A 23,929-nucleotide genomic window follows, 5' to 3' on the forward strand; every position below is an offset into this window, starting at 1 on the left:
GTGAGTCTTTCCGGTCCCGGGCGGGCCGGAAGGACTCACAGGCCGACCGAAGGAGGCCCGTCCTTGTTCCCCGCCGAACGCCCGAGACGCCTGCGCAGCACCAAGGCGCTGCGCCGCCTGGTCGCCGAAACCTCGCTCGAGCCACGACATCTCGTGCTGCCGATGTTCGTCGCCGACGGTATCGACGCGCCGCGGGAGATCAGCTCCATGCCCGGCGTCTTCCAGCACACCCTCGACTCGCTGCGCACCGCCGCGACCGAGGCGGTCGCGGCCGGGGTCGGCGGGCTGATGCTCTTCGGTGTCCCGCGGCCCGAGGACAAGGACGCGCAGGGGTCGGGGGCGACCGACCCGGACGGCATCCTCAATCGGGGCCTGCGTGCGCTCCGTGCCGATCTCGGCGACGACACGGTGATCATGGCCGACACCTGCCTCGACGAGTTCACCGCGCACGGTCACTGCGGCGTGCTGTCCGCCGACGGCACGGTCGACAACGACGCCACCCTCACCCGGTACGTGGACATGGCGGTGGCGCAGGCGGAGTCCGGTGCGCACCTGCTCGGACCGAGCGGCATGATGGACGGCCAGGTCGCGGCGATCCGCGAGGGTCTCGACGACGCCGGTCATGTCGACACCGGGATCCTGGCGTACGCGACGAAGTACGCCTCGGCTTTCTACGGGCCGTTCCGGGAGGCCGTCGGCTCGTCGCTCGAGGGCGATCGCCGCACCTACCAACAGGATCCGGCGAATCGTCGTGAGTCGCTGCGCGAGGTGGACCTCGACCTCGAGGAGGGCGCCGACATGGTGATGGTCAAGCCCGCCATGAGCTACCTCGACGTGCTGCGCGAGACCGCCGACATGTCCACCGTTCCCGTTGCGGCGTACCAGATCTCGGGTGAGTACTCGATGATCACCGCAGCCGCGCAGAACGGCTGGATCGACCGGGACGCCGCGATCGACGAGTCGCTGCTGTGCATCCGGCGGGCCGGCGCGGACATCGTGCTGACCTACTGGGCCGCCGAAGTGGCGGGCCGGCTGTGACGGCCCCCGTGCCGCCGGAGCAGGGCGGGAACTGGCAGGGCGCGGCCCAGCCGCCGATGGATCCGATCGGCAATGTCGACCGGCAGCCGCCCGTGGATGTGCTCACCGCGTTCCAATTGCTGTGCGGCGTTGCGGCTCTCGGGGTCGTCAACCTGTTCGCTTCGCTGGCCGCCGTGTACGGCGACCGCGCGACCTACGTGGACCAGTTGATGCGCGACCTACGCGCGCAGGATCCGACGCTCAACTTCAGCGAGAGCACCGTGGACGCCCTCATGCTGGTGGGCCTCGGGGTGTCCGCGCTGATCGGCCTCGCGATCACCGCGCTGTACCTGCTGTTCGTGTACAAGATGCGACGCGGCCGGAACTGGGCCCGGATGCTCGTCACCATGGCGGGCGTCCTGATGGTGTTCCTCGCGGTGCCGACCCTGTTCGGGCTGGGCGCAGGCGGCGGAGCGGGCGCGATGGTCTCCGGCGGCGCGGGCATCCTGCAGGCCGTGTTGTCGGTCGGCGCCGTGGTGCTGATGCATCGGGCGGATTCCAACCGCTACTTCCTGCCCGCGGTGAACGGCCGGTAGCGGAGGTGGGCGACGCGCCAACCCGGCCGCGGCCGGTCGAGATCGCGTACTGGCTCTGGCTGGCGAGTGCGGCGCTGCTCGTGCTGTTCGGTCTGCTCGCCGTCACCACCTCGGGGTCGGCGCTCCGCGAGACGCTGGCCGGGCGCGGCGCCGACCCGGACAGCGTCGACGCCCTGGTGCTTCTCCTCCGCGGGTCCGGGGTGGTGTCGCTGGTCGTCGGGCTCGCGGTCGGGCTGATGGCCGGGCCGACGCGTGCGGGCGACCCCCGGTTCCGGCGCGCGGTGGTCGCGTTGTCGGTGGTCTACACCCTGCTGCAGTGCGCGTTGCTGCTCACCGGCCTGGGCCAGGCGCCCATGCTGCTGGTGTCGATCGTGCTGTCGGCGGCGAGTGCGCTGGTGTACCTGCGGTCCGCGACCGGATGGTTCGCGCGTGAGTGAGTCCGCCGGCGAGCAGGCACCCGACGTCGCGAAGCCCGTTTTCGAGGAGCCCGGCGCCCGCTGGCGGGTGGTGGCCGTCGGTCCCGTGCTGTGCCTGGTGGTGCTCGTCGCGGACCTGTTCATCGGTGCCGGGGTGCATCTGCTGGGGCTGACGCTCTTCGCGGCGGTGCTGGCGGGGCTGGTGTCCCTGCAGGTGATCGCCGCGCGCAGGCACGCGAGCGTGGAGGTCACCGCGACCACCGTGCGCTGCGGCACCGAGACCGTGGATCTGGCGGATATCGCCGAGGTGCTGCCGGAGGCGGACCCGTTCGCGGATGATCTGGAACCGTGGGAGTCGGCGCGCGCCCTGGGCGACCTGTCGGGGGTGCCTCGTCGCCGTACGGGGATCGGACTCCGGCTGCACGGCGGTGAGCTGGTTCGGGCGTGGGCCCGCGACGGTGACGCACTGCGGGCCGTGCTCGAGGGCGCGGTCCGCGACGGTGACGGCGAGGGGAGCGGGCGGTGAGTGCTCGGGTGGTGCGCGTCGCGGAGGCGGGCCTGGCGGTGGCCTTCGTGGCGTTGAGTGTGTGGTGCTGGAACAGGGGCGTGCAGACGTCGGATTTCGCCCCGCTCGCCGAGGGGGCGCCGCCGTTCTCGACGACGCACTACTCGGGGGCCTGGATCGGTGCCGCGACCGCGTCGGTCGTCGCGGCGGGTCTGCTGGTGATCGACGTGATCCGGCGGGCCCTGAGAGACTAGCGGAAAATACCCATGGGGGGTACCCTATGGGGCATGAACGGTTACACGCCCGAGAAGGAAGCTCTCCTCAAGCGGCTGCGTCGCATCGAGGGGCAGGTCGCCGGTATCTCGCGGATGGTCGAAGGCGATCGGTACTGCATCGACATCCTTACACAGGTGTCGGCCGTGACCAGTGCACTGCAGTCGGTTTCGCTCAAGCTGCTCGACCAGCACCTCGCGCACTGCGTCGTCGAGGCCGCGAAGAAGGGCGGCCCGGAGGCGGACGCCAAGGTCAAGGAAGCGTCGGACGCGATCGCCCGGCTGGTCCGCTCCTGACGGCCGTCCTGGTGGGTAGGCCGACTCCCGCGACGCCGTCGGGCGGCTGACCGCGGCGGTCCGGCCACACGATTTGCGCTGCACTCCCTCCAACTTGAACACTGTTCAAGTTGGAGGGAGTGCAGTGACACAGAGGGTGCACCACACCGTGGTGATCGGGGCCGGGTTCGCCGGACTCGGCATGGCCGCGGGTCTGGTCCGAGCCGGACGGTCCGATTTCGTCGTCCTCGAGAAGGCCGACGACCTCGGCGGTACCTGGCGGGAGAACATCTATCCCGGCTGCGAGTGCGACGTGCCGTCGGTCCTGTACTCGTACTCGTTCTCGCCGAACAGTCGTTGGAGCGGGGTGCGGGCGGCGCAGTCGGAGATCCTGCGCTATCTCGGTCGCGTGGCGGACGAGCACCGGATCCGCGAGCGCATCGAGTTCGGAGTCGAGGTCGCGAACGCTCGCTGGGACGAGTCCGGTGCCCGCTGGCACGTGCGGACGACCACGGGCCGCGAGTACGTGGCCCGATTCCTCGTCGTTGCGACGGGTGCCCTGCACCTGCCGAAGGTGCCGACGATCCCCGGTGCCGAGTCCTTCCGTGGCGCGCAGTTCCACACGGCGCACTGGGACCACTCGGTGGATCTGGCCGGCAAGTCGGTGGCGGTGGTCGGTACCGGCGCCAGCGCGATTCAGGTGGTCCCGCAGATCGCCGACCGCGCGGGATCGCTGCAGCTGTACCAGCGCACGCCGCCGTGGGTGCTGCCGCGCCGCGAACGGCTGCCCGTGCCGCGTACTGCGCTGGGCGCCAAGGTCCTTCGGGGGTTGACCTACTGCGGCGCCGAGACGCTGGCGGTCGGGCTGAACGGTCACCCGGCGCTGGTCCGGCCGCTCGAGCGCCGGGCGCTCCGGCATCTGCGCCGGCAGGTCGGCGATCCGGCGCTCCGCGCCACCCTCACGCCCGACTACCGGATCGGGTGCAAGCGAATCCTCCGATCCAACACCTATTTCCCGGCGGTGGCCGGGCCGCGCACCGAGGTGATCACCGAGCGCATCGCCGAGATCCGCCCGCACGCCGTCGTCGCCGCGGACGGAACCGTCCGTCCGGTGGACGTCATCGTCTACGCCACCGGATTCCGGGTGGCCGGGGCGCTCGCCGGGATGCCGCTCGTCGGGCGCGGCGGTGTCGGTCTCCAGCAGCGGTGGCTGCGGGACGGGATCCGCACGCACCTCGGCATCACGGTGTCGGGGCTGCCCAACGCGTTCCTGCTGACCGGTCCGAACACCGGACTCGGCCACACCTCGGTGGTGTTCATGATCGAGTCGCAGGTGCGGTACGTGCTCGCGGCGATGGACCTGGTGGCGGGCGCCGGCGCGCGGGCGATCGACGTGCGAGCGGACGCGCAGGCGGAGTTTCACGAGGAACTGCACGGCAAGCTCGCCACCGCGGTGTGGAGCACCGGCGGATGCCGCAGCTGGTACGTGGATGCGCAGGGATCCAATCACTCACTGTGGCCGGGCTTCTCGTGGCAGTACCGGATGCAGACCCGTCGGGTGGACCGGGGTGTGCACGAACTGTTCTAGCCGTCCGCGGATGCCGCGCCCGATCCCGGCAGGGCGGCGAGCACCTCGACCTCCTGGGTCTTCACCACGAAGTACACCCCGACGCCGGGGTGCAGGTCGAGGTCCGCGACCGCCGCGGGTGTCACGTCGGCGGTCAGGCCCGCGCTGCCGTCCGGGTTCTGCTCGCCGTGCACCCGCACCGCCGCTCCGTGCACCTCCAGCTCGGCGATCGTCACCGGAAAGACGTTGCGGGGGCTGGCATGCGGAGGTTCCAGGTGCACGGCGACCGAAGCGGGCCGGAACAGGGCGACCGCGGGAGCGCCCGGTTCCACCTCGCCGGTTCCGGAAACAGAGGCGCCCCAGGATGTTTCGAGAGTGCCCGGTTCGACGATCCGACCCGAGACCAGATTGACGCCGGCGATGCGGGCAGCGAAGGCGCTGCGCGGGGTGGTGAGGACTTCCCGCACGGTGCCGGACTCGACCACCCGGCCGGCCTCGACCACGACCACCCGATCCGCCAGGGCCAGCGCGTCGAGCAGGTCGTGGGTGACGATCACCGCGGTGCGCCCTTGCTCGCGGAGGATGCGACGCAGCAGTCGCCGCAGCGCGGGCGCGACCGCGACGTCCAATGCGGCCATCGGCTCGTCCAGGAGCAGGACCCGCGGCTCGGCGGCGAGGGCGCGCGCGATCGCAATCCGCTGGGCCTGACCCCCGGAGAGCTGCGCGGGACGCGTGCGGGCGAGGTCCTCGGCGTCGACCTCGCGCAGCCACCGGGCCGCGACCGCCCGGGCGGTCGACCGCCCGGCGCCGCGGCTGCGCGGGGCGAAGCCGACGTTCGCGGCAGCCGTCAGGTGCGGAAACAGCAGCGGGCGCTGGCTGAGCAGCGCCACCCCGCGCGCGTGCGGTGCGACGAACACCCCCGACTCGGTGTCGGTCAGGACTTTGCCGCCGACGGTGACGGTGCCGCGATCGGGGCGCAGCAGTCCGGCGATCAGCGCGAGCAGCGTCGACTTCCCGGCCCCGTTGGGGCCGAGCACCGCGAGCACCTCCCCGTCGGCGACCGTGACGTCGAACTCGACGTCGCGCTGATCGAGGCGCGCGCTGACCTGTACGCCGCTCACGGCGCACCCGACATCACAGCGCGCCCGCGATGCGGCGGCCGCGCGTGGCGAGCACGATCAGCGCGGCGACCACGATGAGCAGCAGCGAGAGTGCCACCGCCGCATCGGGATCGGTCTCGCGTTGCAGGTAGATCTCCAGCGGCAGGGTGCGGGTGACGCCCTGCAGCGAACCGGCGAAGGTGATGGTCGCGCCGAACTCGCCGAGGGCGCGAGCGAAGGCGAGCACCGTGCCGGACACCAGCCCCGGCAGCACCAGCGGCAGCGTCACCCGGCGCAGCACTGTCGTCGGGCGGGCGCCGAGTGTGGCCGCGACCGCCTCGAACTCGCGGCCCGCCACCCGCAGCGACCCCTCGAGGCTGACCACGAGGAACGGCAGGGAGACGAAGGCCTGGGCCAGCACGACCGCGGTGGTGGAGAAGGCGATCCGGAGACCGATGACCTCGAGCTGATGCCCGAGCAGGCCCTGCCTGCCGAAGGTGTACAGCAGCGCGATGCCCCCGACCACCGGCGGCAGTACCAGCGGGAGCAGCACCAGTGCGCGCAGCAGCGACCGTCCGCGAAAGCTCCCGCGTGCCAGCACCAGTGCGAGGGGGATGCCCAGAAGCAGGCACACGGCGGTGCTCGCCGTCGCGGTCTTCAGGCTCAACAGCAGTGCGACGCGCGAGGATTCGGAGGTGATCAGCGGCACGAAGTTCGCCCAGTCGATCTCGGCCAGGATCGAGACCAGCGGCAGCAGCAGGAAGGCGGCGCCGAGCGCGGCGGGCAGATAGGCCCAGGTGGGAAGCCCCACCCGGACCGCTCCGCCGCCGCGCGCCCGGGTCACGGTGCGGCGAACCCCGCTGCGGACAGCACCTTCCGGCCGTCGTCGCCGGTGACCAGGGCGACGAACTCCTGTGCGGCGACCGGGTTCCCGGAGGCCTTCAGGGTGGCGATCGGGTAGGTGTTCACAGCGCCCGCGGACTCGGGGAACGCGACCGTGGTGACCTTGGCGCCCGCGCCCGCCGCGTCGGTGACGTAGACCAGGCCCGCATCGGCCTGCCCCGAGGTGACCTTCCCGAGCACGTCGGTCACCGAGGACTCCTCGCTGACCGGATGCAGGGTGGTGCCGGTGGCGGTCTCGATCTTCTTCGTCGCGGCGCCGCACGGGACCTGCGGCGCGCACACCACCACCTGGGCATCCGGTCGCGCCAGGTCCGCGAATGTCTCGATGTGTGCGGGGTTACCGGGCGGGGTGACGATGGTCAGGGTGTTCGTGGCGAAGTCGACCGGAGTGCCCGCGACCAGTCCGGCGTCGGTGGCCTTGGTCATGTTGGCCGTGTCGGCGGAGGCGAACACGTCTCCGGGCGCGCCCTGGGTGAGCTGCGCGACCAGGTCCGAGGAGCCGGCGAAGTTCAACTTCACGGTGGTCCCGGGGTGCTGCTGCTCGAACTGCCTGCCGAGTTCGCCGAAGGTGGACTTGAGCGACGCCGCGGCGAACACGGTGATCTCGCCGGTGACGGGCGCGGCCCCGCTCGTGGTGGTCGCCCCCGAATCCTCGGTGGTCGAGCTCCCGCACCCTGCCACCAGGGCCGTAGCGATGATTGCGACCAGGGCCGCTCCGAGGGTGCGCTTCACGAGGATCCTCCATGGTGGTGGGTGTCGGGGGTTTCGACGACGACGGTGGTGGCCTTGACCATGGCGACGGCGACCTTGCCGGGCGCCAGGCCGAGCTCACGCGCGGACGCGCTGCTCATCAGGGAGACGACGGTGAACGGGCCGCACTGCATCTGTACCTCGGCCATCACCTTGTCCTCGGTGACCTTGGTGACGAGTCCGACGAACCGGTTCCGCGCGGAACTGCTCGTGCCGAGCGGATCGGGCGGGGGACTGGCGTGGGCTCGGGCGAACTCGGCGAGCACCTCGCCGTCGATCACCTTGCGCCCGGACTCGTCCTTGCCCGCGGTGAGGGCCCCGCTGTCGATCCAGCGGCGCACGGTGTCGTCGCTGACACCGAGCAGTCCGGCGGCGTCCTTGACGCGTATCGACGACATGTGTGACACCTCAGCATGAGTTCCGTAGATGCGTAGCAATCTGGATACTAGGTCAGCGTTCGCGTATGTGATACCCGGAAAGATCCGCGGATGAGCTTTCGACGGCGTGCCGCTCACGGCCGCCGGGTAAAATCACTTCCGCCAGTCGGAGGTGGTTCGATGAAACCAGCCGCGCCCCAAGTGCTGTCGGTGTTCGAGGCCGTCGCCGGTGGTTCGTTGCCGGTGCGGGTCCGCTGCTGGGACGGGTCGACCGCCGGACCGTCGTCCGCGCACGTTGCCGTGGTTTTCCGGAACCGTCGGGCGCTGCGCCGAATTCTCTGGTCGCCCAACGAGCTCGGCCTCGCGCGGGCCTACGTCTCCGGCGATCTCGGTGTCGAGGGCGACCTGTTCGAGCTGCTCGACGGACCGGACGTGATCGAGAGGGTCGCGCGGAAGGATCTGCGTACGTTCGGCCGGCAGGAGGTGGCCCATTTCGCGTCGACGTTCCTGCGGCTCGGCGCGATCGGGCCGCCCCCGCGACCGCCCGCCCTCGAGGTTGCCCGGCGGCGGGGGAGCAGGCACAGCAAGAAGCGCGACGCCGCGGTCGTCTCGCACCACTACGACATCGGAAACGACTTCTACCGGCTGATTCTCGGACCGTCGATGGTCTACTCGTGCGGCTACTGGGCGCGGGGTGAGGGTGGTTCGCTCGAGGACGCCCAGTACGACAAGCTGGATCTGGTGTGCCGAAAGCTGGGGCTGCGGCCGGGCATGCGACTGCTCGACGTCGGCTGCGGCTGGGGGTCGATGCCGATCCACGCCGCGCGGCACTACGGGGTTTCCGCGGTAGGGGTGACGATCAGCCGCCAGCAGCACGACCTGGCCCGCGCGCTGGTCGAGGAGGCCGGGGTCGCGGACCGGGTCGAGATTCGCCTGCAGGACTATCGCGACGTCCGCGACGGGCCGTACGACGCGATCTCCAGCATCGGGATGTCCGAGCACGTCGGCGACCGGCAACTGAACGCCTACGCGGCCGGCATGGCGGCGCTGCTTCGCCCGGGAGGACGCCTGCTCAACCACGCGATCTCGTCGATCGCGCCGCTCGTGGACGCGAAGCACACGGCGCCGACCTTCACCGACCGCTACATCTTTCCGGACGGAGAACTGTTGCCGCTCAGCCGGGTTCTCGACGGGCTCGAGCACGCCGGGCTCGAGACCCGAGACTGTGAGGCGCTGCGGGAGCACTACGCGTCGACCCTGCGTCACTGGGTTGCGAACCTCCGACGCGAGTGGGTGGAGGTGGTGCGCCTGGTCGGGGCGTCGCGGGCGCGTACCTGGCTGCTGTACCTGACGGCGAGCGTGCTCGCGTTCGAACGCGGCCGGATCGGCGTCAACCAGGTGCTCGCCGTCCGGCCGGGGGAGCGCGGGGCCAGCGGGCTGCCCCGCACCCGTGGGGAATGGCTCGGTCCGGACGGCTCCGGCTGACCGTCGGCCGGAAATATTCTGTGGCGTAAGGCCGTTTCTTCTGGTGGTGTGACCTGAGCAACGGTCGACCGACAGTTCGGGAGGGAGTCGCGTGGCCGGGACACGAGATCGGGCAGCGGCATTCGATGCCGTCGGCACCCGGAGCCGCGTCGCGAGACCGACTCACAACCCGGCGTACTACGCCGGGGCCGTGGGGCTGCCGGCGATCGTGCTCGTGGTGCTCGCGATCGGGACCGCCAAGCACTTCAACGGCCACCACCTCTGGGTTTTCGCGCTCGCAGTCGCCGCGCTGTTCGTTGCGCGGGGTGTGCACCTGGGCAGGCCCGTCACCGGCACGCACGCCGCCGCGGCCGCGGCCGCCGTGCTGGCCGCGCTGATGATCCAGGCGACCGGACATTCGGCGATCGCGCTGACCGTGCTCGCCCTCAGCGGACTGGTGCTGATGTGGCCGACGTCCAGTCGGCCGCAGCCGGAACGCCTGCCGAGCGTGTACGCACTGGTCGACCGGACGGTCGCGGATCCGCTCGCGCCGTTTGCGATGCACTCGCTCAAGAGCTACTTCTTCACCGAGGACCAGTCGGCGGCGATCGGCTACCACGCCAGGCTCGGTGTGGCGGTGGTCGGTGGCGACCCGATCGGTGAGCCGGCGGATTTTCCGGCGTTGGTGGCCCAATTTCAGCGGTTCTGCCGGGAGCGCGGCTGGCGGATCGTGGTGCTCGGTTCCAGTGAAGGACGTCGCGGGCTGTGGGACACGGCGGTGTGGCCACCGCTGCGGGCGGTCCCCATCGGACGCGACGTGGTGGTCGAGGTCGGCACCTTCGACATGGTCGGCAGGAGATTCCGCAACCTCCGCCAGGCTGTGAGCCGCACGCGCAACGCCGGTCTGACCACCGAGGTGATCGCGGAGACGGACCTGCCCGACGCGCTGTCGGCGGAACTGCGCGAGATCGCGTCACAGACGCACGGTGTGCAGGCCGAGCGCGGCTTCTCGATGATCCTCGACCATGCCCTCGACGGCCGGTACCCCGGCATGCTGATCGTCCTTGCCCGGGATCAGGACGGCGTCGTACAGGGATTCCAGCGCTACGCGGTCGCCGGACGCGGCACCGAGATCAGCCTCGACGTGCCGTGGCGGCGCAAGGGCGCGCCCAACGGCATCGACGAGAGGCTGAGCGTGGCGATGATCGACTACGCCCGCGACCACGGTGGCACACGCGTCTCGCTCGCCTTCGCGGCGTTCCCCGAACTGTTCGACGAGAAGGACCGCGGGTGGCTCCGTCAGGTGCTGTTCAACGTGATCCACCTCGGTGACTCGTTGCTGGCGCTCGAATCGCTCTACCGCTACCTGAAGAAGTTCCACTCGATCGGTGACCGCCGCTACGTCCTGCTGAGCTTCCGGATGCTGCCGATCGCGGCGTTCGTGCTGCTGACCCTCGAATTCGTGCCGCACCGCAGATCCGACTAGCCAAAGCTGAGTCCGAAATATAGATTCAGCTTCGTGGACATCACTCTGGCCGAGACCCTGGCCGTGGTCGGGGAGCGCTGGGCACTGCTCGTGGTCCGGGAGGTCTCGCTCGGGCTGCGTCGCTTCGACGAACTCCGCGACGCGACCGGTGCACCCCGGGGGGTGCTCTCGGACCGGCTGCAGCGCCTCGTCGCCGCGGGCGTGCTCGACACCCGTGAGTACCGGCTGCCCGGCAGTCGTGCCCGCCTCGAGTACGCGCTCACCGACGCCGGGCTCGACCTGTTGCCGGTCCTCGCCGCGCTGACCGACTGGGGCGAGCGGCACCTCGCGCCCGGCGCCGTATCCGAGGTGGTCTACCGGCACGGCGGCTGCGGCGGTCGCGTCACCGCCCGCCTCGTCTGCGAGTGCGGCGCGGAAGCCGGTGTGCACCAGAGACTGATCGCCCAAGTGAACCGTTGACCGGCTCGACCCCGACCCGGCCGCCCGAGAGAGAAGGACTGACCATGGCCCTCGCTGCCACCACCGACGCCGACTTCGCCGCCGACGTACTCGCATCGAGCACGCCGGTGCTCGTCGACTTCACCGCGACGCAGTGCGGGCCCTGCAAGATGATCGCGCCCGTGCTCGAGCAGATCGCGACCGACGAGGCCGGGCGACTGAGCGTCGTCACCGTCGACGTCGACGCCAACCCCCACGTCACCCGCGACTACCAGGTGATGGGCACGCCGACGCTGGCGTTGTTCGTCGGTGGGCAACTGGTCGAGCGACTGACCGGCGCGAAGCCGCGGGCGGCGATCCTGCGGGCGCTCGACCCGCACCTGTCCGTGGGGTGATCAGTCGGCGGCGATCCGTACCAACTGCTGGTGCCGCAACGGAATCGGCGTCTCCAACGCGATCGACGTCGCGGACCGCAGCACGTGGGTGCCGTCCACGATCTGGTTGATCACCCGCTGCAGATCGGCGTGCGTGCGGGCGACCACCCGGATCAGGACGTCGCCGGCCCCGGTGATGGTGTGCGCCTCGAGCACCTCCGGGATCGCCGCGAGGTGCTCGACCACCGCGCCGTGCCCCTGACCCTGCGCGATCTCGAGCGTGGCGAACGCGGTGACCGGGAAGCCCATGGCCGCGGCGTCGAGGGTCGGGGCGAGGCCGGCGATCACCCCGGTGCGCTCGAGGCGGGACAGGCGCGCCGCGGCGGTGCCGCGCGCGACACCCAGTCGTCGGGAGGCCTCGAGCACCCCCACCCGCGGTTCGGCGTGCAGCAGGTCCAGTAGGTCCGCGTCCAGGCGGTCGATGCTCATCGGTGCCCTCCCGTCGGCGGGATCGGTGGTCAACATGTCCAGCAGAACCCGCTCACAGGCCAGCATTCTGTACATGGTGACCAGCGTCAACCGGTGTCGTTGCGCAGTCGTCGGCGCGGGGTCACAGTGGGGACATGACCACCGCGCGGCTCACCCCGCACGAGCGTGCCGCCCACCTGGGCCGCGCCAGGCTGCGGCGCCTCGTCGGGCTCGTCGACCACGACGACGCTGCGGACCCGTTCCCGGTCGTCGGGATGGACGCCGTGGTCTTCGTGTGCGGCAACGCCACCCAGAGCGCGCACTACTTCGCCTCCGCCTGGGGGATGACACTCGTCGCCTACGCCGGACCGGAAACCGGTCAGCGCGACCACAAGTCGTTCGTGCTCGAGTCCGGTTCGGTGCGGTTCGTGCTGACCGGCGCCGTCGACCCCGGCAGCGCACTGGCCGACCACCACCGCAGGCACGGCGACGGCGTGGTGGACCTGGCGATGGAGGTCCTCGACGTCGACCGCTGCGTCGAGCACGCCCGCGCCCACGGCGCCACTGTCCTCGAGGAACCGCACGACGAGACCGACGAGCACGGCACCGTCCGGCTCGCCGCGCTCGCGACCTACGGCAGCACCCGGCACACCCTCGTCGACCGGTCCCGGTACCACGGGGTGTACCTGCCCGGATTCGTCCCGCGGACAAGCGGATTCGAGGGCGGGCCGCGTCCGCTGTTCCAGGCGCTCGACCACGCCGTCGGGAACGTCGAGATGGGCCGGATGAACGACTGGGTGCACTTCTACAACGAGGTCATGGGGTTCACGAACCTGGCCGAGTTCGTCGGGGACGACATCGCCACCGAGTACTCCGCCCTGATGAGCAAGGTCGTCGCGAACGGCAACCACCGGGTGAAGTTCCCGCTCAACGAGCCTGCGGTCGGACGCAAGCGCTCGCAGATCGACGAGTACCTCGACTTCTACGGCGAACCCGGCTGCCAGCACCTGGCCCTGGCCACCGACGACATCCTCAGCGCGGTCGACGCCCTGCGGGCGGCGGGGGTGGAGTTCCTCGACACCCCGGACGCCTACTACGACGACCCGCAGCTGCGGGCCAGGATCGGGCGGGTCCGGGTGCCGGTCGACCAGCTCAAGGCGCGCGGCGTCCTCGTCGACCGCGACGAGGACGGTTACCTGCTGCAGATCTTCACCAGGCCGCTCGGCGACCGGCCGACCGTGTTCTTCGAGCTGATCGAGCGGCACGGCTCGCTCGGCTTCGGCAAGGGCAACTTCCGGGCCCTGTTCGAGTCCATCGAGCGGGAGCAGGCCGCGCGCGGGAACCTGTGAGCCGCACGCCCACCCGGATACGGCCGAGCACGTCCGCCCCGGATCGGGGCACCGTGACCCGATCGGTATTGGTTGGCCTGGCAAATGATGCGCCGGTCGTGTTCTATCTGTGAACTATGAGCGCAGTCACCCGAGTCACCCGCATCGTCGCCGCCACTGCCGGATCCGTCGCCGTGCTGGCCGCCTCGGCCGCCATCGCAACCGCGGCGCCGGCCGCCCCCGGCGCCGAGCGGTTCACCCCGCTGGCCGACGGCTCGCACACCGAGTTCCTGGTCAACCCGGTCCTCAACCAGGACGACCTGTTCAACACGAACAAGGACCTCACCACGCTGCCCGACGTGCGGGCGCACAGCATCGACGGCCGCAGCTTCTCCTTCTACCGGGTCGTCGACGGCGTCCGGATCGGGATGGTCCGCGTCAACGAGTTCTGCCTGCCGACCGGCGTGTGCCACGGGCTGATCGTGGACAACCCCACGCCCGTCATCTAGTCACCCGTGCCCACGTCGTGGGCACGTCCCCGCCACCTTCGGGGCTGACCCGCACCCCCACCTGAGTCAGCAGCGGAACGGGCGCGATGGGCCCGGCGAACAGGGCCTGTCCCAGCCCGAACCCGGTCGCCCGGTGCAGCATCGGGGCGGGCACGTGCGAGAACAGGGTGCTCAGGTCCTCGATGTCGGCGGCGCCGTTCATCCGCATCAGCACCAGGTTGTCGCACTGGGAGACCACGTTCGGGTGCACCTTCCCGGGTCGCTGCGTCGCCACGAACAGGTGCAGGCCGAACTTGCGGCCCTCCCCGGCGATCAGGACGCCGAGGTCGGCGGTGGCCCGCAGGAGCGGGTCGTCGGTGACGGCGGGCAGCACGTTGTGCGCCTCGTCGACGACCAGCAGCACCGGCTCGCGGCGACGCCTGCCCGCCCAGCGCCTGCCGAGGATCGCCAGCGCGACCGCCGTCCGCTCGTCCGGGCGCGACAGGCTCCCGAGGTCGACGACGACGCAGCGGGCGGCGCTCATGTCGTACTCGATCGCCGATCGTTCGTCGCCGCGACGCCACAGGTCCCACTCCGCGATGCGCAGGTTGCCGATCCGGGCGGCGAGCCGCTCGGTGTCCCGGTGACCGGCGGCCGCGGCCGCCAGGTCGTGGATCGAGTAGGGCGCGGCCAGGGTCGCGGTGACCTGGCGCAGCGCCCGGAACTCGTCGAGGTCGCGGATCGGGTCCATCCGCAGCAGCAGTGCCTGCGCGTCCAGGTCGAGGTCGCTGAAGTCGATGCACAGGGTGTGCTTCGCGCCGTAGCCGCGCGCCCGCGCCACGTGCACCCCCGGTGCGACCTCTCGGTGCCGCGCCGCCGCTTCGGACCCGTCCTCGGGATCGCAGGAGCCGAGGAACACGTGATCCGAGTTCGGGTCGAGCACCACGATCGGCAGCTCGGTCGAGCCGAGCAGCCGCTCGAGCAGGCCGCCGGTGGTGTACGTCTTGCCGGAGCCGGACTGACCGCACATGAACGTGTGCCGCGCGAACCCCTTCGCCCGCAGCCGGGCCGGCACGTCCGGCGCCTGGCGCAGCACGCCGATCTCGATGGTCGCGGCGGTCCCGGTCAGGCCCGCGGCGATCGCGGCGGTCTCAGCGCCGCTCGCCGGCCGGATCGGGCGCTCGCCGAACGGTTCGACCGCACGCTGCTCGACGAAACCGCGGTCGGTGAACTCGCCGAGGGTGGTCGCGGCCCCGTGCAGCGCGCGCATCAGCGGGCGTGCGCTGGCCGAGACCACGCCGAGCCGGGCCATTCCGTCGCGCACGGTGAAGTCGAGCTGCGGGCCCTCGCGCTCGACCAGGCCGACCTCCCGAATCTGAACCACGACCCCGCGGCCGCCGTCGAACTCGATCACCGCGAACCCGCCGACCTCGACGCCGGTCTCCAGCGGTCCCGCGAAGGACACCTCGCGACCGTCGGCGGACACCGCCACCTGGGCGACCTGGAATCGTTCGTAGAGCTCGTGGCGGTGGTCCTGCAACGCGTCGATCGTGGGTTCCATGCGGACATTCTGCGTGACCGGACTGTCTGATATGTCACTCCGCACCTCCGCCGAGTCGAGGCGCCGACCGCTCACCTGGTGTTTCGGGCCGCCGTGCAGGGTGCGGTCCGGTGTTTCGCCTCGTTCCGGCCCAATCTCCTACACCCTGTCGTTGTCAAGATCGCAGGAACTGGGACACTGGGGGCCGTGACTGTATCCACCGGCGCATCCGCGCAGCCCACTCCTGGCGGCGCCGGGCATGTTCCCGCGAAGTCCGCCCAGCTCTTCGAACGTGCCAGTGCGGTCATCCCCGGAGGAGTCAACTCCCCGGTTCGGGCGTTCGGCTCGGTGGGCGGCACGCCCCGATTCATCGCCAGCGCCTCCGGCTGCACCCTCACCGACGTGGACGGCAACGACTACGTCGACCTGGTGTGCTCGTGGGGTCCGATGATCCTCGGTCACGCGCACCCCGCGGTCGTCGAGGCCGTGCGCGAGGCGGCGACCACCGGACTGTCCTTCGGTGCCCCCACCGAGGGCGAGATCGAACTCGCCGAGACCATCGTGGACCGGGTCGGCTCGGTCGACGCGGTCCGGCTGGTCAACTCCGGCACCGAGGCGACGATGAGCGCCGTGCGCCTGGCCCGCGGCTTCACCGGCCGCACCAAGATCGTCAAGTTCGCCGGCTGCTACCACGGCCACGTCGATGCGCTGCTCGCCGAGGCGGGCTCGGGGCTGGCGACCTTCGGCCTGCCCACCTCGCCCGGTGTCACCGGCGCACAGTCCTCGGACACCATCGTGCTGCCCTACAACGACCTCGACGCGGTCGCCCGCGTCTTCGCCGCGAACCCCGGTCAGATCGCGTGTGTGATCACCGAGGCCGCCGCGGGCAACATGGGCGCGATCGCGCCCGTGCCCGGCTTCAACGAGGGCCTGCGCCGGCTGTGCACCGCCCACGACGCGCTGCTGATCATGGACGAGGTGATGACGGGCTTCCGCGTCAGCTCCGCCGGCTGGTACGGGCTCGACGGCGTCGCCGGCGACCTGACGACCTTCGGCAAGGTGATGAGCGGTGGACTGCCCGCGGCCGCGTTCGGCGGTCGCGCCGACGTGATGGCACACCTGGCACCGGCCGGTCCGGTCTACCAGGCCGGCACGCTGTCCGGGAATCCTGTCGCCGTTGCCGCCGGACTGGCCAGCCTGCGCGCCGCGGACCAGAGCGTCTACGACGCCCTCGAGCGCAACGCCGCGACCCTCGGCCGACTGCTCGGTGACGCCCTCACCGAGGCCGGGGTCGAGCACCAGGTGCAATTTGCAGGCACCATGGTGAGCGTGTTCTTCGCCGACCGCCCCGTCACCGACTATGCGGCGGCGAAGGCCAGCGAGACCTGGCGGTTCCCAGCCTTCTTCCACACGCTGCTCTCCCGCGGCGTGTACCCGCCCCCGAGTGCCTACGAGGCGTGGTTCGTTTCGGCCGCCCTCGACGACGCCGCGTTCGACCGCATTGCGGACGCGCTGCCCGCCGCCGCGCGGGCAGCCGCAGCCGCGAAGCCGACCAGCTAGACCCGACCGTTCTTCCCGCCCCTTAGCTCACGGAGCAGACCACGTGACCAGCCTTCAGCAGACGCCGCCCGCAGACCCGGCCGAATCCCGCACCATCGTGCACGTTCTCCGGCACGGCGAGGTCCACAACCCCAAGGGGATCCTGTACGGCAGGCTCCCCGGTTACCGGCTCTCCGTCACCGGTCAGTCGCAGGCGCGCACGGTCGCGTCGGTGCTGGCTGGCCACGACATCACCCACGTGGTGGCCTCGCCGCTGCAGCGGGCGCAGGAGACGGCGACGCCGATCGCCGACGAGCACGGTCTGACGCTGGCCACCGACGACAACCTGATCGAGGCGGGCAACGAGTTCGAGGGGCTCAAGGTCTCCGTCGGCGACGGCGCGCTGCGCCGCCCGCGGCACTGGTGGAAGCTGCGCGATCCCTTCACCCCGTCCTGGGGCGAGCCGTACCTGCAGATCGCGCACCGAATGCTCGCCGCGGTCAACGCGGCCCGCGTCGCGGCGGTCGGGCACGAGGCCGTCTGCGTGAGCCATCAGCTGCCGGTGTGGACGCTGCGCCGGTTCCTGCAGGGCGAGCGACTTTGGCACGACCCGCGGCACCGTCAGTGCGGCCTCGCCTCGCTCACCTCGCTGGTGTACGAGGGCGACACCCTCGTCGACATCGTCTACTCGGAGCCCGCGGGCGCGTCCGATCCGAGGGTGACCGGGGCATGAGGCGACTTGCGGCCGCACCCCGTGCGCTGGCGGGGGTGGCGGCGGTCCTGGCGACCGCCGTGCTCGTGACCGCCTGCGGCACCGGTTCCGACGCGGTCGCGCAGGGCGGCACCTTCGACTTCGTCTCGCCGGGCGGCAAGACCGAGATCTACTACGACCCGCCGAGCGAGCGCGGCACGCTCGGGCAGATGTCCGGGCCCGACGTGACGGTCGACGGCAAGACCACCGCGCTGTCCGACTTCGACGGGAAGGTCGTCGTGGTCAACCTGTGGGGTCAGTGGTGCGGCCCGTGCCGCGGTGAGGCCGACGACCTCGAGACGGTGTACGACAACACCAAGGACCTCGGAGTGGAGTTCCTCGGTATCAACGTCAAGGACAGCAAGCAGGCCGCGCAGGACTTCATCGTCAACCACAAGGTCGGCTACCCGTCGATCTACGACCCGTCCATGCGCACGCTGACCGCGCTCGGCGGCAGCTTCCCGACCAGCGTCATCCCGTCCACCCTGGTCCTCGACCGGGAGCACCGGGTCGCCGCGGTGTTCCTCAAGGCGCTGCTCGCGGAGGATCTGCAGCCGGTGGTGGAGAGGGTCGCGCGAGAACAGTGAGTACCGCAACGCTCGCAGCCGGGATAGGCGAGAGCTTCCAGAACACCGCGGCCTCCGGACCGCTGCTGCTCGCCCTCGGCGCGTGCATGCTGGCCGGGCTGGTCTCGTTCGCGTCGCCGTGCGTGGTGCCGCTGGTGCCCGGCTACCTGTCGTACCTGGCCGGCGTCGTCGGCGCCGACGCCCCCGCGGTCACCGCGGCCGAGGCGGGCGCGCTGAAGAGCCGAACCGACACCAAGGCCGCGGCTCGACTGCGCGTCGCGGGCGCGGCGGGACTGTTCGTGCTCGGCTTCACCGTGGTGTTCGTGCTGGCCACGGTCTCGGTGTTCGGCCTCATCTCCGCCGTCACGGTCAACCGCGAGGTGCTCCAGCGGATCGGCGGCGTGGTCACCATCGCGATGGGTCTGGTGTTCATCGGTCTGGTGCCCGCGCTGCAGCGCGACGTCCGGTTCGAGCCGCGGCGGGTGTCCGGGCTGATCGGGGCGCCGATGCTGGGCGCGGTGTTCGGGCTCGGGTGGACGCCCTGCCTGGGGCCGACGCTGGCCGGCGTGCTGTCGGTCGCGGCGGGCACCGAGGGCGCGACCGCCGCGCGCGGGGTGGCGCTCATCGTGGCGTACTGCGTCGGCCTGGGGTTGCCGTTCGTGATCCTGGCCTTCGGATCGGTGAGCGCGCTGCGCGGCGTCGGCTGGCTGCGACGCAACGCGCGGCTGATTCAGATCTTCGGCGGCGTGATGCTGGTGGCGGTGGGCCTGGCCCTGGTCACCGGCATGTGGGACGTCTTTGTCGGGTGGGTTCGGGACGCGTTCATATCGGAGGTGACGTTGCCGATATGACGGTCAACGAAGAACAGATCGTGGACGGGGACGCCGCCGCGCCGACTCCGCCGACGCGACAGTCGCTCGCCCGCCGGGCGGTCGCGCTGGTGCGCAACACCTGGCGCGGCCTGACCTCCATGCGGACCGCGCTGGTGCTGCTGTTCCTGCTCGCGTTCGCGGCCATTCCGGGCGCGCTGCTGCCGCAGCGCAGCCTCAACGCGGGCAAGGTCGACGAGTACATCGCCAACCGGCCCACGCTCGGGCCGCTGATGGACAAGCTCGAACTGTTCGACGTGTTCGCCAGCTTCTGGTTCACCGCCGTGTACGTGCTGCTGTTCGTGTCCCTGATCGGCTGCATCACGCCGCGCTGCTGGGAGCACTACCAGGCCCTGCGTGCCAAGCCGGTGGCCGCGCCGCGCAACCTGGCCCGACTGCCGCATCACACCGACGCGACGGTCGACGTCGAGCCCGAGGCGGTCGCCGAGGCGGTCCGCACGCGGCTGCGGGGCTGGAAGACGAGTACCCGCACCGGAGCGGACCTGCGCGCGGGCAGGCCGGGCGAGATCACGGTGTCGGCGGAGAAGGGGTACCTGCGGGAAGCGGGCAACCTGGTTTTCCACCTGTCGCTGGTGGGCCTGCTCGCTGCGATCGCGATCGGCAAGCTGTTCAGCTACGAGGGCAACGTCATTGTGATCGCCGACGACGGCCCCGGTATCTGCACCACGTCGACCGCGGTGTTCGACTCGTTCCGGGCCGGCCTGGAGGAGGACGGCACCGGCATGACCCCGCTGTGCGTGCGGGTCAAGGACTTCAAGGCCGACTACCTGGACAACGGGCAGGCCGAGATGTTCACCTCGAACATCGAGTACCAGTCCGGCGACGACATCGCGTCGGACACCTGGCGCAGCGACCAGTTGCAGGTCAACCATCCGCTCCGGGTCGCGGGCGACCGGGTCTACCTGCAGGGACACGGGTTCGCCCCGACGTTCACGGTGACCTTCCCGAACGGCGAGACCCGCACCGAGACCCTGCAGTGGCGGCCCGACGACGCGGTGACCTTCCTGTCCAGCGGTGCCATGCGGTTCGACCCGCCGGGGGGGATGTATCCGGACTCGGCCGAGCGCCGCAAGAACCAGATCGCGCTCGAGGGGCTGTTCGCGCCGACCGCGCTGATGCACGGCAACTTGCTCTCGTCGAGCTACCCGGCGATGCGCGACCCGGCGGTCGCCATCGACATCTACAAGGGCGACACCGGCCTGGACACCGGCCTGCCGCAGTCGATCTTCTCGTTGAGCAAGGAACTGGTGAACCAGGGCCGGCTGACGAAGCAGGATCGCGTCAACCTGCGGCCGGGGGAGAGCTCCACGCTGCCGGACGGCACCCAGGTGCGGTTCGACGGCGCCAAGGAGTTCGTGAACCTGCAGGTCTCGCACGATCCGGCGCAGGGGTGGGTGCTGGTGTTCGCGCTGACCATGATGGCCGGGCTGCTGGTCTCGCTGGTGGTCAAGCGCAGGCGCATCTGGGTTCGGGTGTACCCCGCGCCGGCTGATGCCGACACCGTGTCGGATACATTGGACCCGCAACGACGACGTACCGTAGTAGAACTGGGTGGGCTCGCCCGCACCGACCAGGCCGGTTGGGGCGACGAGTTCGACCGCCTCTCCGGCCGCCTGCTGGGCGACCTGCGAGGCGGCGCCGGCGAAGCGAACACAGACCAGTCGACCCCGCAGAACCGCGCCTGAGCGCAGGAGACACACGATGCCGATCAACGAAACCCTGGCCCGCTACAGCGACCTGGCATTCCAGTCCTCGTTCGCGATCTACGTGCTGGCCTTCGTGCTGCTGATCGCGCAGTTCGCCACGACCAAGGCCGACGCGGCGGCGCAGCGTGAGGCGCGTGAGCTCGTCGGGGCCGGCGGGCCCAGCCCCGCACCGAGCGCGGCGGTACCCGGTCGGGTGGTCGAGGAGCCCAGCAAGCCCTGGTCCGAACGGCTCGGCAACATGGCGATGGCCGTCCTCGTCGTCGGTGTCGCGCTCCAGATCGCGTCGATCGTGTTGCGCGGGTTCGCCACCGACCGGTTCCCGCTGGGCAACATGTACGAGTTCGTGACCATGGCCACCGCCGCCTCGATGGTGGTCGGGCTGATCGCGCTGCGCAGCCAGGCGTACCGGTCCCTGTGGGTGTACGTGCTGGTCGTGGTCATTCCGCTGATGTTCCTGGCGGCCACGGTGCTCTACGCCGACGCCGCTCCGGTCGTGCCCGCGCTCCGGTCCTACTGGCTGCCGATCCACGTGACGATCATCAGCGTCGGCAGCGGCATCTTCATGGTCGCCGGCGTCGCCAGCCTGATGTTCCTGCTGCGGCTGCGCCAGCCGAAGGGCGAGGAGTCCAGCAGCTTCTGGGGCAAGCTCGCGTCCCGACTGCCCGATGCCCAGACCCTCGACCGGCTCGCCTACAAGACCACGATCATCGCCTTCCCGCTGTTCGGCGCAGGCGTGATCCTCGGTGCGATCTGGGCGGAGGCCGCGTGGGGCCGGTTCTGGGGATGGGACCCCAAGGAGACCGTGTCCTTCATCGCCTGGGTCATCTACGCCGCCTACCTGCACGCGCGCGCGACCTCGGGTTGGCGGAACACCCGTGCGGCGTGGATCAACATCGCCGGCTTCGTGGCTATGTTGTTCAATCTGTTCATCATCAACATGGTGGTCTCGGGCCTGCACTCCTACGCCGGCCTGAGCTGATCGCCGCCCGGAATCGGGGCGAATCGTCACCGTTCGGGCGCGTGATCGGCGGAAGGTCACGAGCTGATTTCGGAAGAGCCGCCATCGCGCCCGAAGGTCACGGAACTGTGGCGTAGTTGTGACCACTTCGGAGGTTCGGTCGTCCGACATCGGGGCCGCGGATACCCGATGATCGATACATGCGCACGGTTCGGGGGTCACTTCGGGTCTGGAACGGAATCGCGCTGGGCACGGCGCTGGTGCTCGGGGTGGGCGTCGTCTCCGGAGTCCTGCACAAACCGACTGACGATCCCGACACGGTGGTCGCGCGGTTCGTCGGGGCACTCAACGCCCACGACGTGGACGCCGCCGCCGATCTGACCTCCTACCCGAGCGCCGCGAAGGCGTCGATGAAGCAGATGTTCGATGCGCTCGAACCCGAGAAGGTCGACTTCGACGTCAACCAGGTGATCAGCCTCGGCGCCGACTCCGGGATGTTCAACGCCGCGGCGACCTGGGACCTCGGCAAGGACCGCACCTGGAAGTACAACGTCGACGGGTGGGTCCGGAAGCTGTCCGTCGGCTGGCGGGTGTCGTGGAACCCGCAGACGGTCGCCCCCGGCATCGGCAACGGCCGCATCCTCCGGCTGGACCGCACCGACGCCGCACCGCCGACCGTGTTCGACATCGCGGGCGTGCCGATGATGACCGAGCAGCGCATCAACGCCGTGAAGCTCGATCCCGCGACCATGCCCGATCCGGTCGGCACCACCGTCCGGCTGGCGAAGGTCATCGAACCGGTCGCGCCGCTGATCACCCCGGAGTCGATGCAGCAGGACCTCGCCGCGGCGCACGGCAAGCAGGTCACCGCGGTGAGCCTGCGTGACGGCGACTTCGCCGTCCTCGAGAGCGACCTGAGGGCGATCCCCGGTGTGGTGATCGACACCCAGCCCAAGCTCATCACCGTGGACCGTCGAGTCACCAGCCCGGTCGTGGACGCGATGCGCAACGTCTGGCAGGCCAACCGTGACGAGACGGCAGGGTGGGCGGTGAACGCGGTGGCCCAGGACGGCTCGCGGACTCCGCTGACCGGCTACCAGGGTCCGCCCGGGCCGGACATCCGGTCGACCCTCGAGCCGCGCCTGCAGCTGGCCGCCGAGGACGCGGTGGTGAGCGTGGGCACGCCCGCTGCGATCGTCGCGATCCAGCCGTCGACCGGTGCCCTGCTCGCGGTCGCACAGAACAACCAGGCCAGCGACCAGGGGCCGATCGCGTTCACCGGGCTGTACCCGTCCGGGTCCGCGCTCGACCTGGTCCGCACCGCCGCCGCCGCGCAGAACACCGACGTCGAGCATGCGGCGAAGGAGCTCGGACTCGCGCTCGGCTACAAGATTCCCGGCCTCGACCAGCAGACCGCGACCTTCCCGAGCGGCGGACCCAACCTGATGCGGGCGGCGTCGGACAAGAAGTCCGACGACGTGATGGTCAGCCCGTTCGGGATGGCGCTGGTGGCCGCGGCGATCTCGCGTGGCGCCCCGACCGTCCCGGTGATCGCGGCGGGACAGCCCGCAACGACCACGGAGACGGCGCCGGCGCTGCCGTCGGCGGTGGTCGACCAGCTGCGCGGGGTCATGCGCGACACGGTGCAGCGCGGCAGCGCCAACCTGCTCGCGGGCTACGGAGACCTGGTCGGCGCGACGGGCGCGCACGACGACGATCGCTGGTTCTACGGTTCCCGCGGTGACCTGGCGTTTGCGGTCTTCGTGCAGAACGCGGACGGCGGCGATCAGGCGGTCAAGATGACCGACCGGATGTTCAAGGCGCTCGCCAAGCCGCCGGCCTGATCGGCCGCGCGACTTTCAGTCGGAGTGGTCACCCGGGTTGCTGTCCGGGGTGTCGCCGGATCGCGGGTGGTTCCGTCGATTCATCCGCCACAAGAACTCCGGATCGTCGTCCGGTCCCACGACTCGGCCGGCGGGCGGAGCCTGGGTGTCCGGCCCGAAGGCCTTCCACAGCAACACGGCCAGCGTCACCAGCCCGACGAGCGCCAACAGGTAGATCACGACGCACCTCCTCTGATTCAGGGTAGTCGCGTGATCGAGCCCTGACGATCACCGACGATTCGTGACGGCACGACGCGAACGGGCGGTTGCC

At 70.7% G+C, this 23,929-nt stretch carries 27 protein-coding genes; 20 read left to right on the plus strand and 7 right to left on the minus strand.

Annotated features, from left to right (window positions below; all coding sequences use genetic code 11):
• The first annotated feature begins 63 nt into the window (after positions 1-63).
• The 7 genes from hemB to ACFXGJ_RS10030 all read left to right on the plus strand — a co-directional run bounded on the left by hemB (position 64) and on the right by ACFXGJ_RS10030 (position 4,670).
• On the plus strand, positions 64-1,038 hold the full coding sequence (gene hemB / locus ACFXGJ_RS10000) for a porphobilinogen synthase (RefSeq protein WP_378618369.1): 975 nt from the start codon (positions 64-66) through the stop codon (positions 1,036-1,038).
• Positions 1,035-1,613 carry a hypothetical protein gene (locus ACFXGJ_RS10005; RefSeq protein ID WP_378618372.1) on the plus strand — a complete coding sequence of 193 codons (579 nt, stop codon included), beginning with the start codon at positions 1,035-1,037 and terminating at the stop codon, positions 1,611-1,613. Before hemB ends, ACFXGJ_RS10005 begins: the two co-directional genes overlap by 4 nt.
• Before the next feature lie 5 nt (positions 1,614-1,618).
• The gene (locus tag ACFXGJ_RS10010) at positions 1,619-2,050 is read left to right on the plus strand and encodes a hypothetical protein (protein ID WP_378618374.1); all 432 of its coding nucleotides are present in this window, start codon (positions 1,619-1,621) and stop codon (positions 2,048-2,050) included.
• On the plus strand, positions 2,043-2,555 hold the full coding sequence (locus ACFXGJ_RS10015; RefSeq protein ID WP_378618377.1) for a hypothetical protein: 513 nt from the start codon (positions 2,043-2,045) through the stop codon (positions 2,553-2,555). The genes ACFXGJ_RS10010 and ACFXGJ_RS10015 overlap by 8 nt, the downstream gene beginning before the upstream one ends.
• Positions 2,552-2,788, plus strand: a complete 237-nt coding sequence (locus ACFXGJ_RS10020; RefSeq protein ID WP_378618380.1) for a hypothetical protein — start codon at positions 2,552-2,554, stop codon at positions 2,786-2,788. The genes ACFXGJ_RS10015 and ACFXGJ_RS10020 overlap by 4 nt, the downstream gene beginning before the upstream one ends.
• A gap of 33 nt (positions 2,789-2,821) precedes the next feature.
• The gene (locus tag ACFXGJ_RS10025; RefSeq protein ID WP_378618383.1) at positions 2,822-3,103 is read left to right on the plus strand and encodes a metal-sensitive transcriptional regulator; all 282 of its coding nucleotides are present in this window, start codon (positions 2,822-2,824) and stop codon (positions 3,101-3,103) included.
• 124 nt (positions 3,104-3,227) lie between these two features.
• Entirely contained in the window at positions 3,228-4,670 is a 1,443-nt protein-coding gene (locus ACFXGJ_RS10030; protein ID WP_378618386.1) for a flavin-containing monooxygenase, read from the plus strand.
• On the opposite strand, the gene ACFXGJ_RS10035 is transcribed toward ACFXGJ_RS10030, so the two are convergent.
• Genes ACFXGJ_RS10035 through ACFXGJ_RS10050 form a run of 4 tightly spaced genes read right to left on the minus strand, consistent with a single transcriptional unit; the run spans position 4,667 to position 7,800 of the window.
• Positions 4,667-5,770: a sulfate/molybdate ABC transporter ATP-binding protein gene (locus ACFXGJ_RS10035; RefSeq protein ID WP_378618389.1), complete on the minus strand. Its 1,104-nt coding sequence runs from the start codon at positions 5,768-5,770 to the stop codon at positions 4,667-4,669. The genes ACFXGJ_RS10030 and ACFXGJ_RS10035 overlap by 4 nt on opposite strands.
• A gap of 13 nt (positions 5,771-5,783) precedes the next feature.
• On the minus strand, positions 5,784-6,593 hold the full coding sequence (locus tag ACFXGJ_RS10040; protein ID WP_378618392.1) for an ABC transporter permease: 810 nt from the start codon (positions 6,591-6,593) through the stop codon (positions 5,784-5,786).
• Positions 6,590-7,384 (minus strand): molybdate ABC transporter substrate-binding protein, encoded by a 795-nt coding sequence (gene modA / locus ACFXGJ_RS10045; RefSeq protein ID WP_378618395.1) that lies wholly within the window; start codon positions 7,382-7,384, stop codon positions 6,590-6,592. Before modA ends, ACFXGJ_RS10040 begins: the two co-directional genes overlap by 4 nt.
• Positions 7,381-7,800: a molybdopterin-binding protein gene (locus ACFXGJ_RS10050; RefSeq protein ID WP_378618398.1), complete on the minus strand. Its 420-nt coding sequence runs from the start codon at positions 7,798-7,800 to the stop codon at positions 7,381-7,383. Before ACFXGJ_RS10050 ends, modA begins: the two co-directional genes overlap by 4 nt.
• Before the next feature lie 159 nt (positions 7,801-7,959).
• On the opposite strand from ACFXGJ_RS10050, the gene ACFXGJ_RS10055 reads away from it, so the two are divergent.
• From ACFXGJ_RS10055 to ACFXGJ_RS10070, 4 genes are all read left to right on the plus strand, one after another.
• Entirely contained in the window at positions 7,960-9,264 is a 1,305-nt protein-coding gene (locus tag ACFXGJ_RS10055; protein ID WP_378618401.1) for a class I SAM-dependent methyltransferase, read from the plus strand.
• A gap of 91 nt (positions 9,265-9,355) precedes the next feature.
• Positions 9,356-10,729, plus strand: a complete 1,374-nt coding sequence (locus ACFXGJ_RS10060) for a bifunctional lysylphosphatidylglycerol flippase/synthetase MprF (protein ID WP_378618404.1) — start codon at positions 9,356-9,358, stop codon at positions 10,727-10,729.
• Between the two features lie 33 nt (positions 10,730-10,762).
• Positions 10,763-11,188: a winged helix-turn-helix transcriptional regulator gene (locus tag ACFXGJ_RS10065; protein ID WP_378618407.1), complete on the plus strand. Its 426-nt coding sequence runs from the start codon at positions 10,763-10,765 to the stop codon at positions 11,186-11,188.
• Positions 11,189-11,232: 44 nt separating this feature from the next.
• Positions 11,233-11,562 carry a thioredoxin family protein gene (locus ACFXGJ_RS10070; RefSeq protein WP_378618410.1) on the plus strand — a complete coding sequence of 110 codons (330 nt, stop codon included), beginning with the start codon at positions 11,233-11,235 and terminating at the stop codon, positions 11,560-11,562.
• On the opposite strand, the gene ACFXGJ_RS10075 is transcribed toward ACFXGJ_RS10070, so the two are convergent.
• Positions 11,563-12,030: an Lrp/AsnC family transcriptional regulator gene (locus tag ACFXGJ_RS10075; protein WP_378618445.1), complete on the minus strand. Its 468-nt coding sequence runs from the start codon at positions 12,028-12,030 to the stop codon at positions 11,563-11,565.
• Between the two features lie 134 nt (positions 12,031-12,164).
• On the opposite strand from ACFXGJ_RS10075, the gene hppD reads away from it, so the two are divergent.
• Positions 12,165-13,358, plus strand: a complete 1,194-nt coding sequence (gene hppD / locus ACFXGJ_RS10080; protein ID WP_378618412.1) for a 4-hydroxyphenylpyruvate dioxygenase — start codon at positions 12,165-12,167, stop codon at positions 13,356-13,358.
• Between the two features lie 116 nt (positions 13,359-13,474).
• Positions 13,475-13,846: a hypothetical protein gene (locus ACFXGJ_RS10085; protein ID WP_378618415.1), complete on the plus strand. Its 372-nt coding sequence runs from the start codon at positions 13,475-13,477 to the stop codon at positions 13,844-13,846.
• Here ACFXGJ_RS10085 and ACFXGJ_RS10090 read toward each other — a convergent pair.
• Positions 13,839-15,386, minus strand: coding sequence for an ATP-binding protein (locus tag ACFXGJ_RS10090; RefSeq protein WP_378618417.1), 1,548 nt, complete (start codon positions 15,384-15,386; stop codon positions 13,839-13,841). The genes ACFXGJ_RS10085 and ACFXGJ_RS10090 overlap by 8 nt on opposite strands.
• A 285-nt stretch (positions 15,387-15,671) precedes the next feature.
• Between ACFXGJ_RS10090 and hemL the strand changes: the two genes are divergently transcribed.
• The 7 genes from hemL to ACFXGJ_RS10125 all read left to right on the plus strand — a co-directional run bounded on the left by hemL (position 15,672) and on the right by ACFXGJ_RS10125 (position 23,619).
• Positions 15,672-16,925, plus strand: a complete 1,254-nt coding sequence (gene hemL, locus ACFXGJ_RS10095) for a glutamate-1-semialdehyde 2,1-aminomutase (RefSeq protein ID WP_378618448.1) — start codon at positions 15,672-15,674, stop codon at positions 16,923-16,925.
• 43 nt (positions 16,926-16,968) lie between these two features.
• Positions 16,969-17,637, plus strand: a complete 669-nt coding sequence (locus ACFXGJ_RS10100) for a histidine phosphatase family protein (protein ID WP_378618420.1) — start codon at positions 16,969-16,971, stop codon at positions 17,635-17,637.
• The gene (locus ACFXGJ_RS10105) at positions 17,634-18,242 is read left to right on the plus strand and encodes a TlpA family protein disulfide reductase (RefSeq protein ID WP_378618422.1); all 609 of its coding nucleotides are present in this window, start codon (positions 17,634-17,636) and stop codon (positions 18,240-18,242) included. The genes ACFXGJ_RS10100 and ACFXGJ_RS10105 overlap by 4 nt, the downstream gene beginning before the upstream one ends.
• Positions 18,239-19,072 carry a cytochrome c biogenesis CcdA family protein gene (locus tag ACFXGJ_RS10110; protein ID WP_378618425.1) on the plus strand — a complete coding sequence of 278 codons (834 nt, stop codon included), beginning with the start codon at positions 18,239-18,241 and terminating at the stop codon, positions 19,070-19,072. Before ACFXGJ_RS10105 ends, ACFXGJ_RS10110 begins: the two co-directional genes overlap by 4 nt.
• Positions 19,069-20,796 carry a cytochrome c biogenesis protein ResB gene (locus ACFXGJ_RS10115; RefSeq protein ID WP_378618426.1) on the plus strand — a complete coding sequence of 576 codons (1,728 nt, stop codon included), beginning with the start codon at positions 19,069-19,071 and terminating at the stop codon, positions 20,794-20,796. The genes ACFXGJ_RS10110 and ACFXGJ_RS10115 overlap by 4 nt, the downstream gene beginning before the upstream one ends.
• A gap of 16 nt (positions 20,797-20,812) precedes the next feature.
• Positions 20,813-21,796 carry a c-type cytochrome biogenesis protein CcsB gene (gene ccsB, locus ACFXGJ_RS10120; protein ID WP_378618429.1) on the plus strand — a complete coding sequence of 328 codons (984 nt, stop codon included), beginning with the start codon at positions 20,813-20,815 and terminating at the stop codon, positions 21,794-21,796.
• Positions 21,797-21,975: 179 nt separating this feature from the next.
• Entirely contained in the window at positions 21,976-23,619 is a 1,644-nt protein-coding gene (locus ACFXGJ_RS10125) for an NTF2-like N-terminal transpeptidase domain-containing protein (RefSeq protein ID WP_378618431.1), read from the plus strand.
• Positions 23,620-23,634: 15 nt separating this feature from the next.
• Here ACFXGJ_RS10125 and ACFXGJ_RS10130 read toward each other — a convergent pair whose 3' ends face one another.
• Entirely contained in the window at positions 23,635-23,838 is a 204-nt protein-coding gene (locus ACFXGJ_RS10130; RefSeq protein ID WP_378618434.1) for a hypothetical protein, read from the minus strand.
• Positions 23,839-23,929 lie beyond the last annotated feature (91 nt).

The organism is Rhodococcus sp. NPDC059234 (assembly GCF_042754225.1).
Lineage (GTDB): Bacteria > Actinomycetota > Actinomycetes > Mycobacteriales > Mycobacteriaceae > Rhodococcus_G.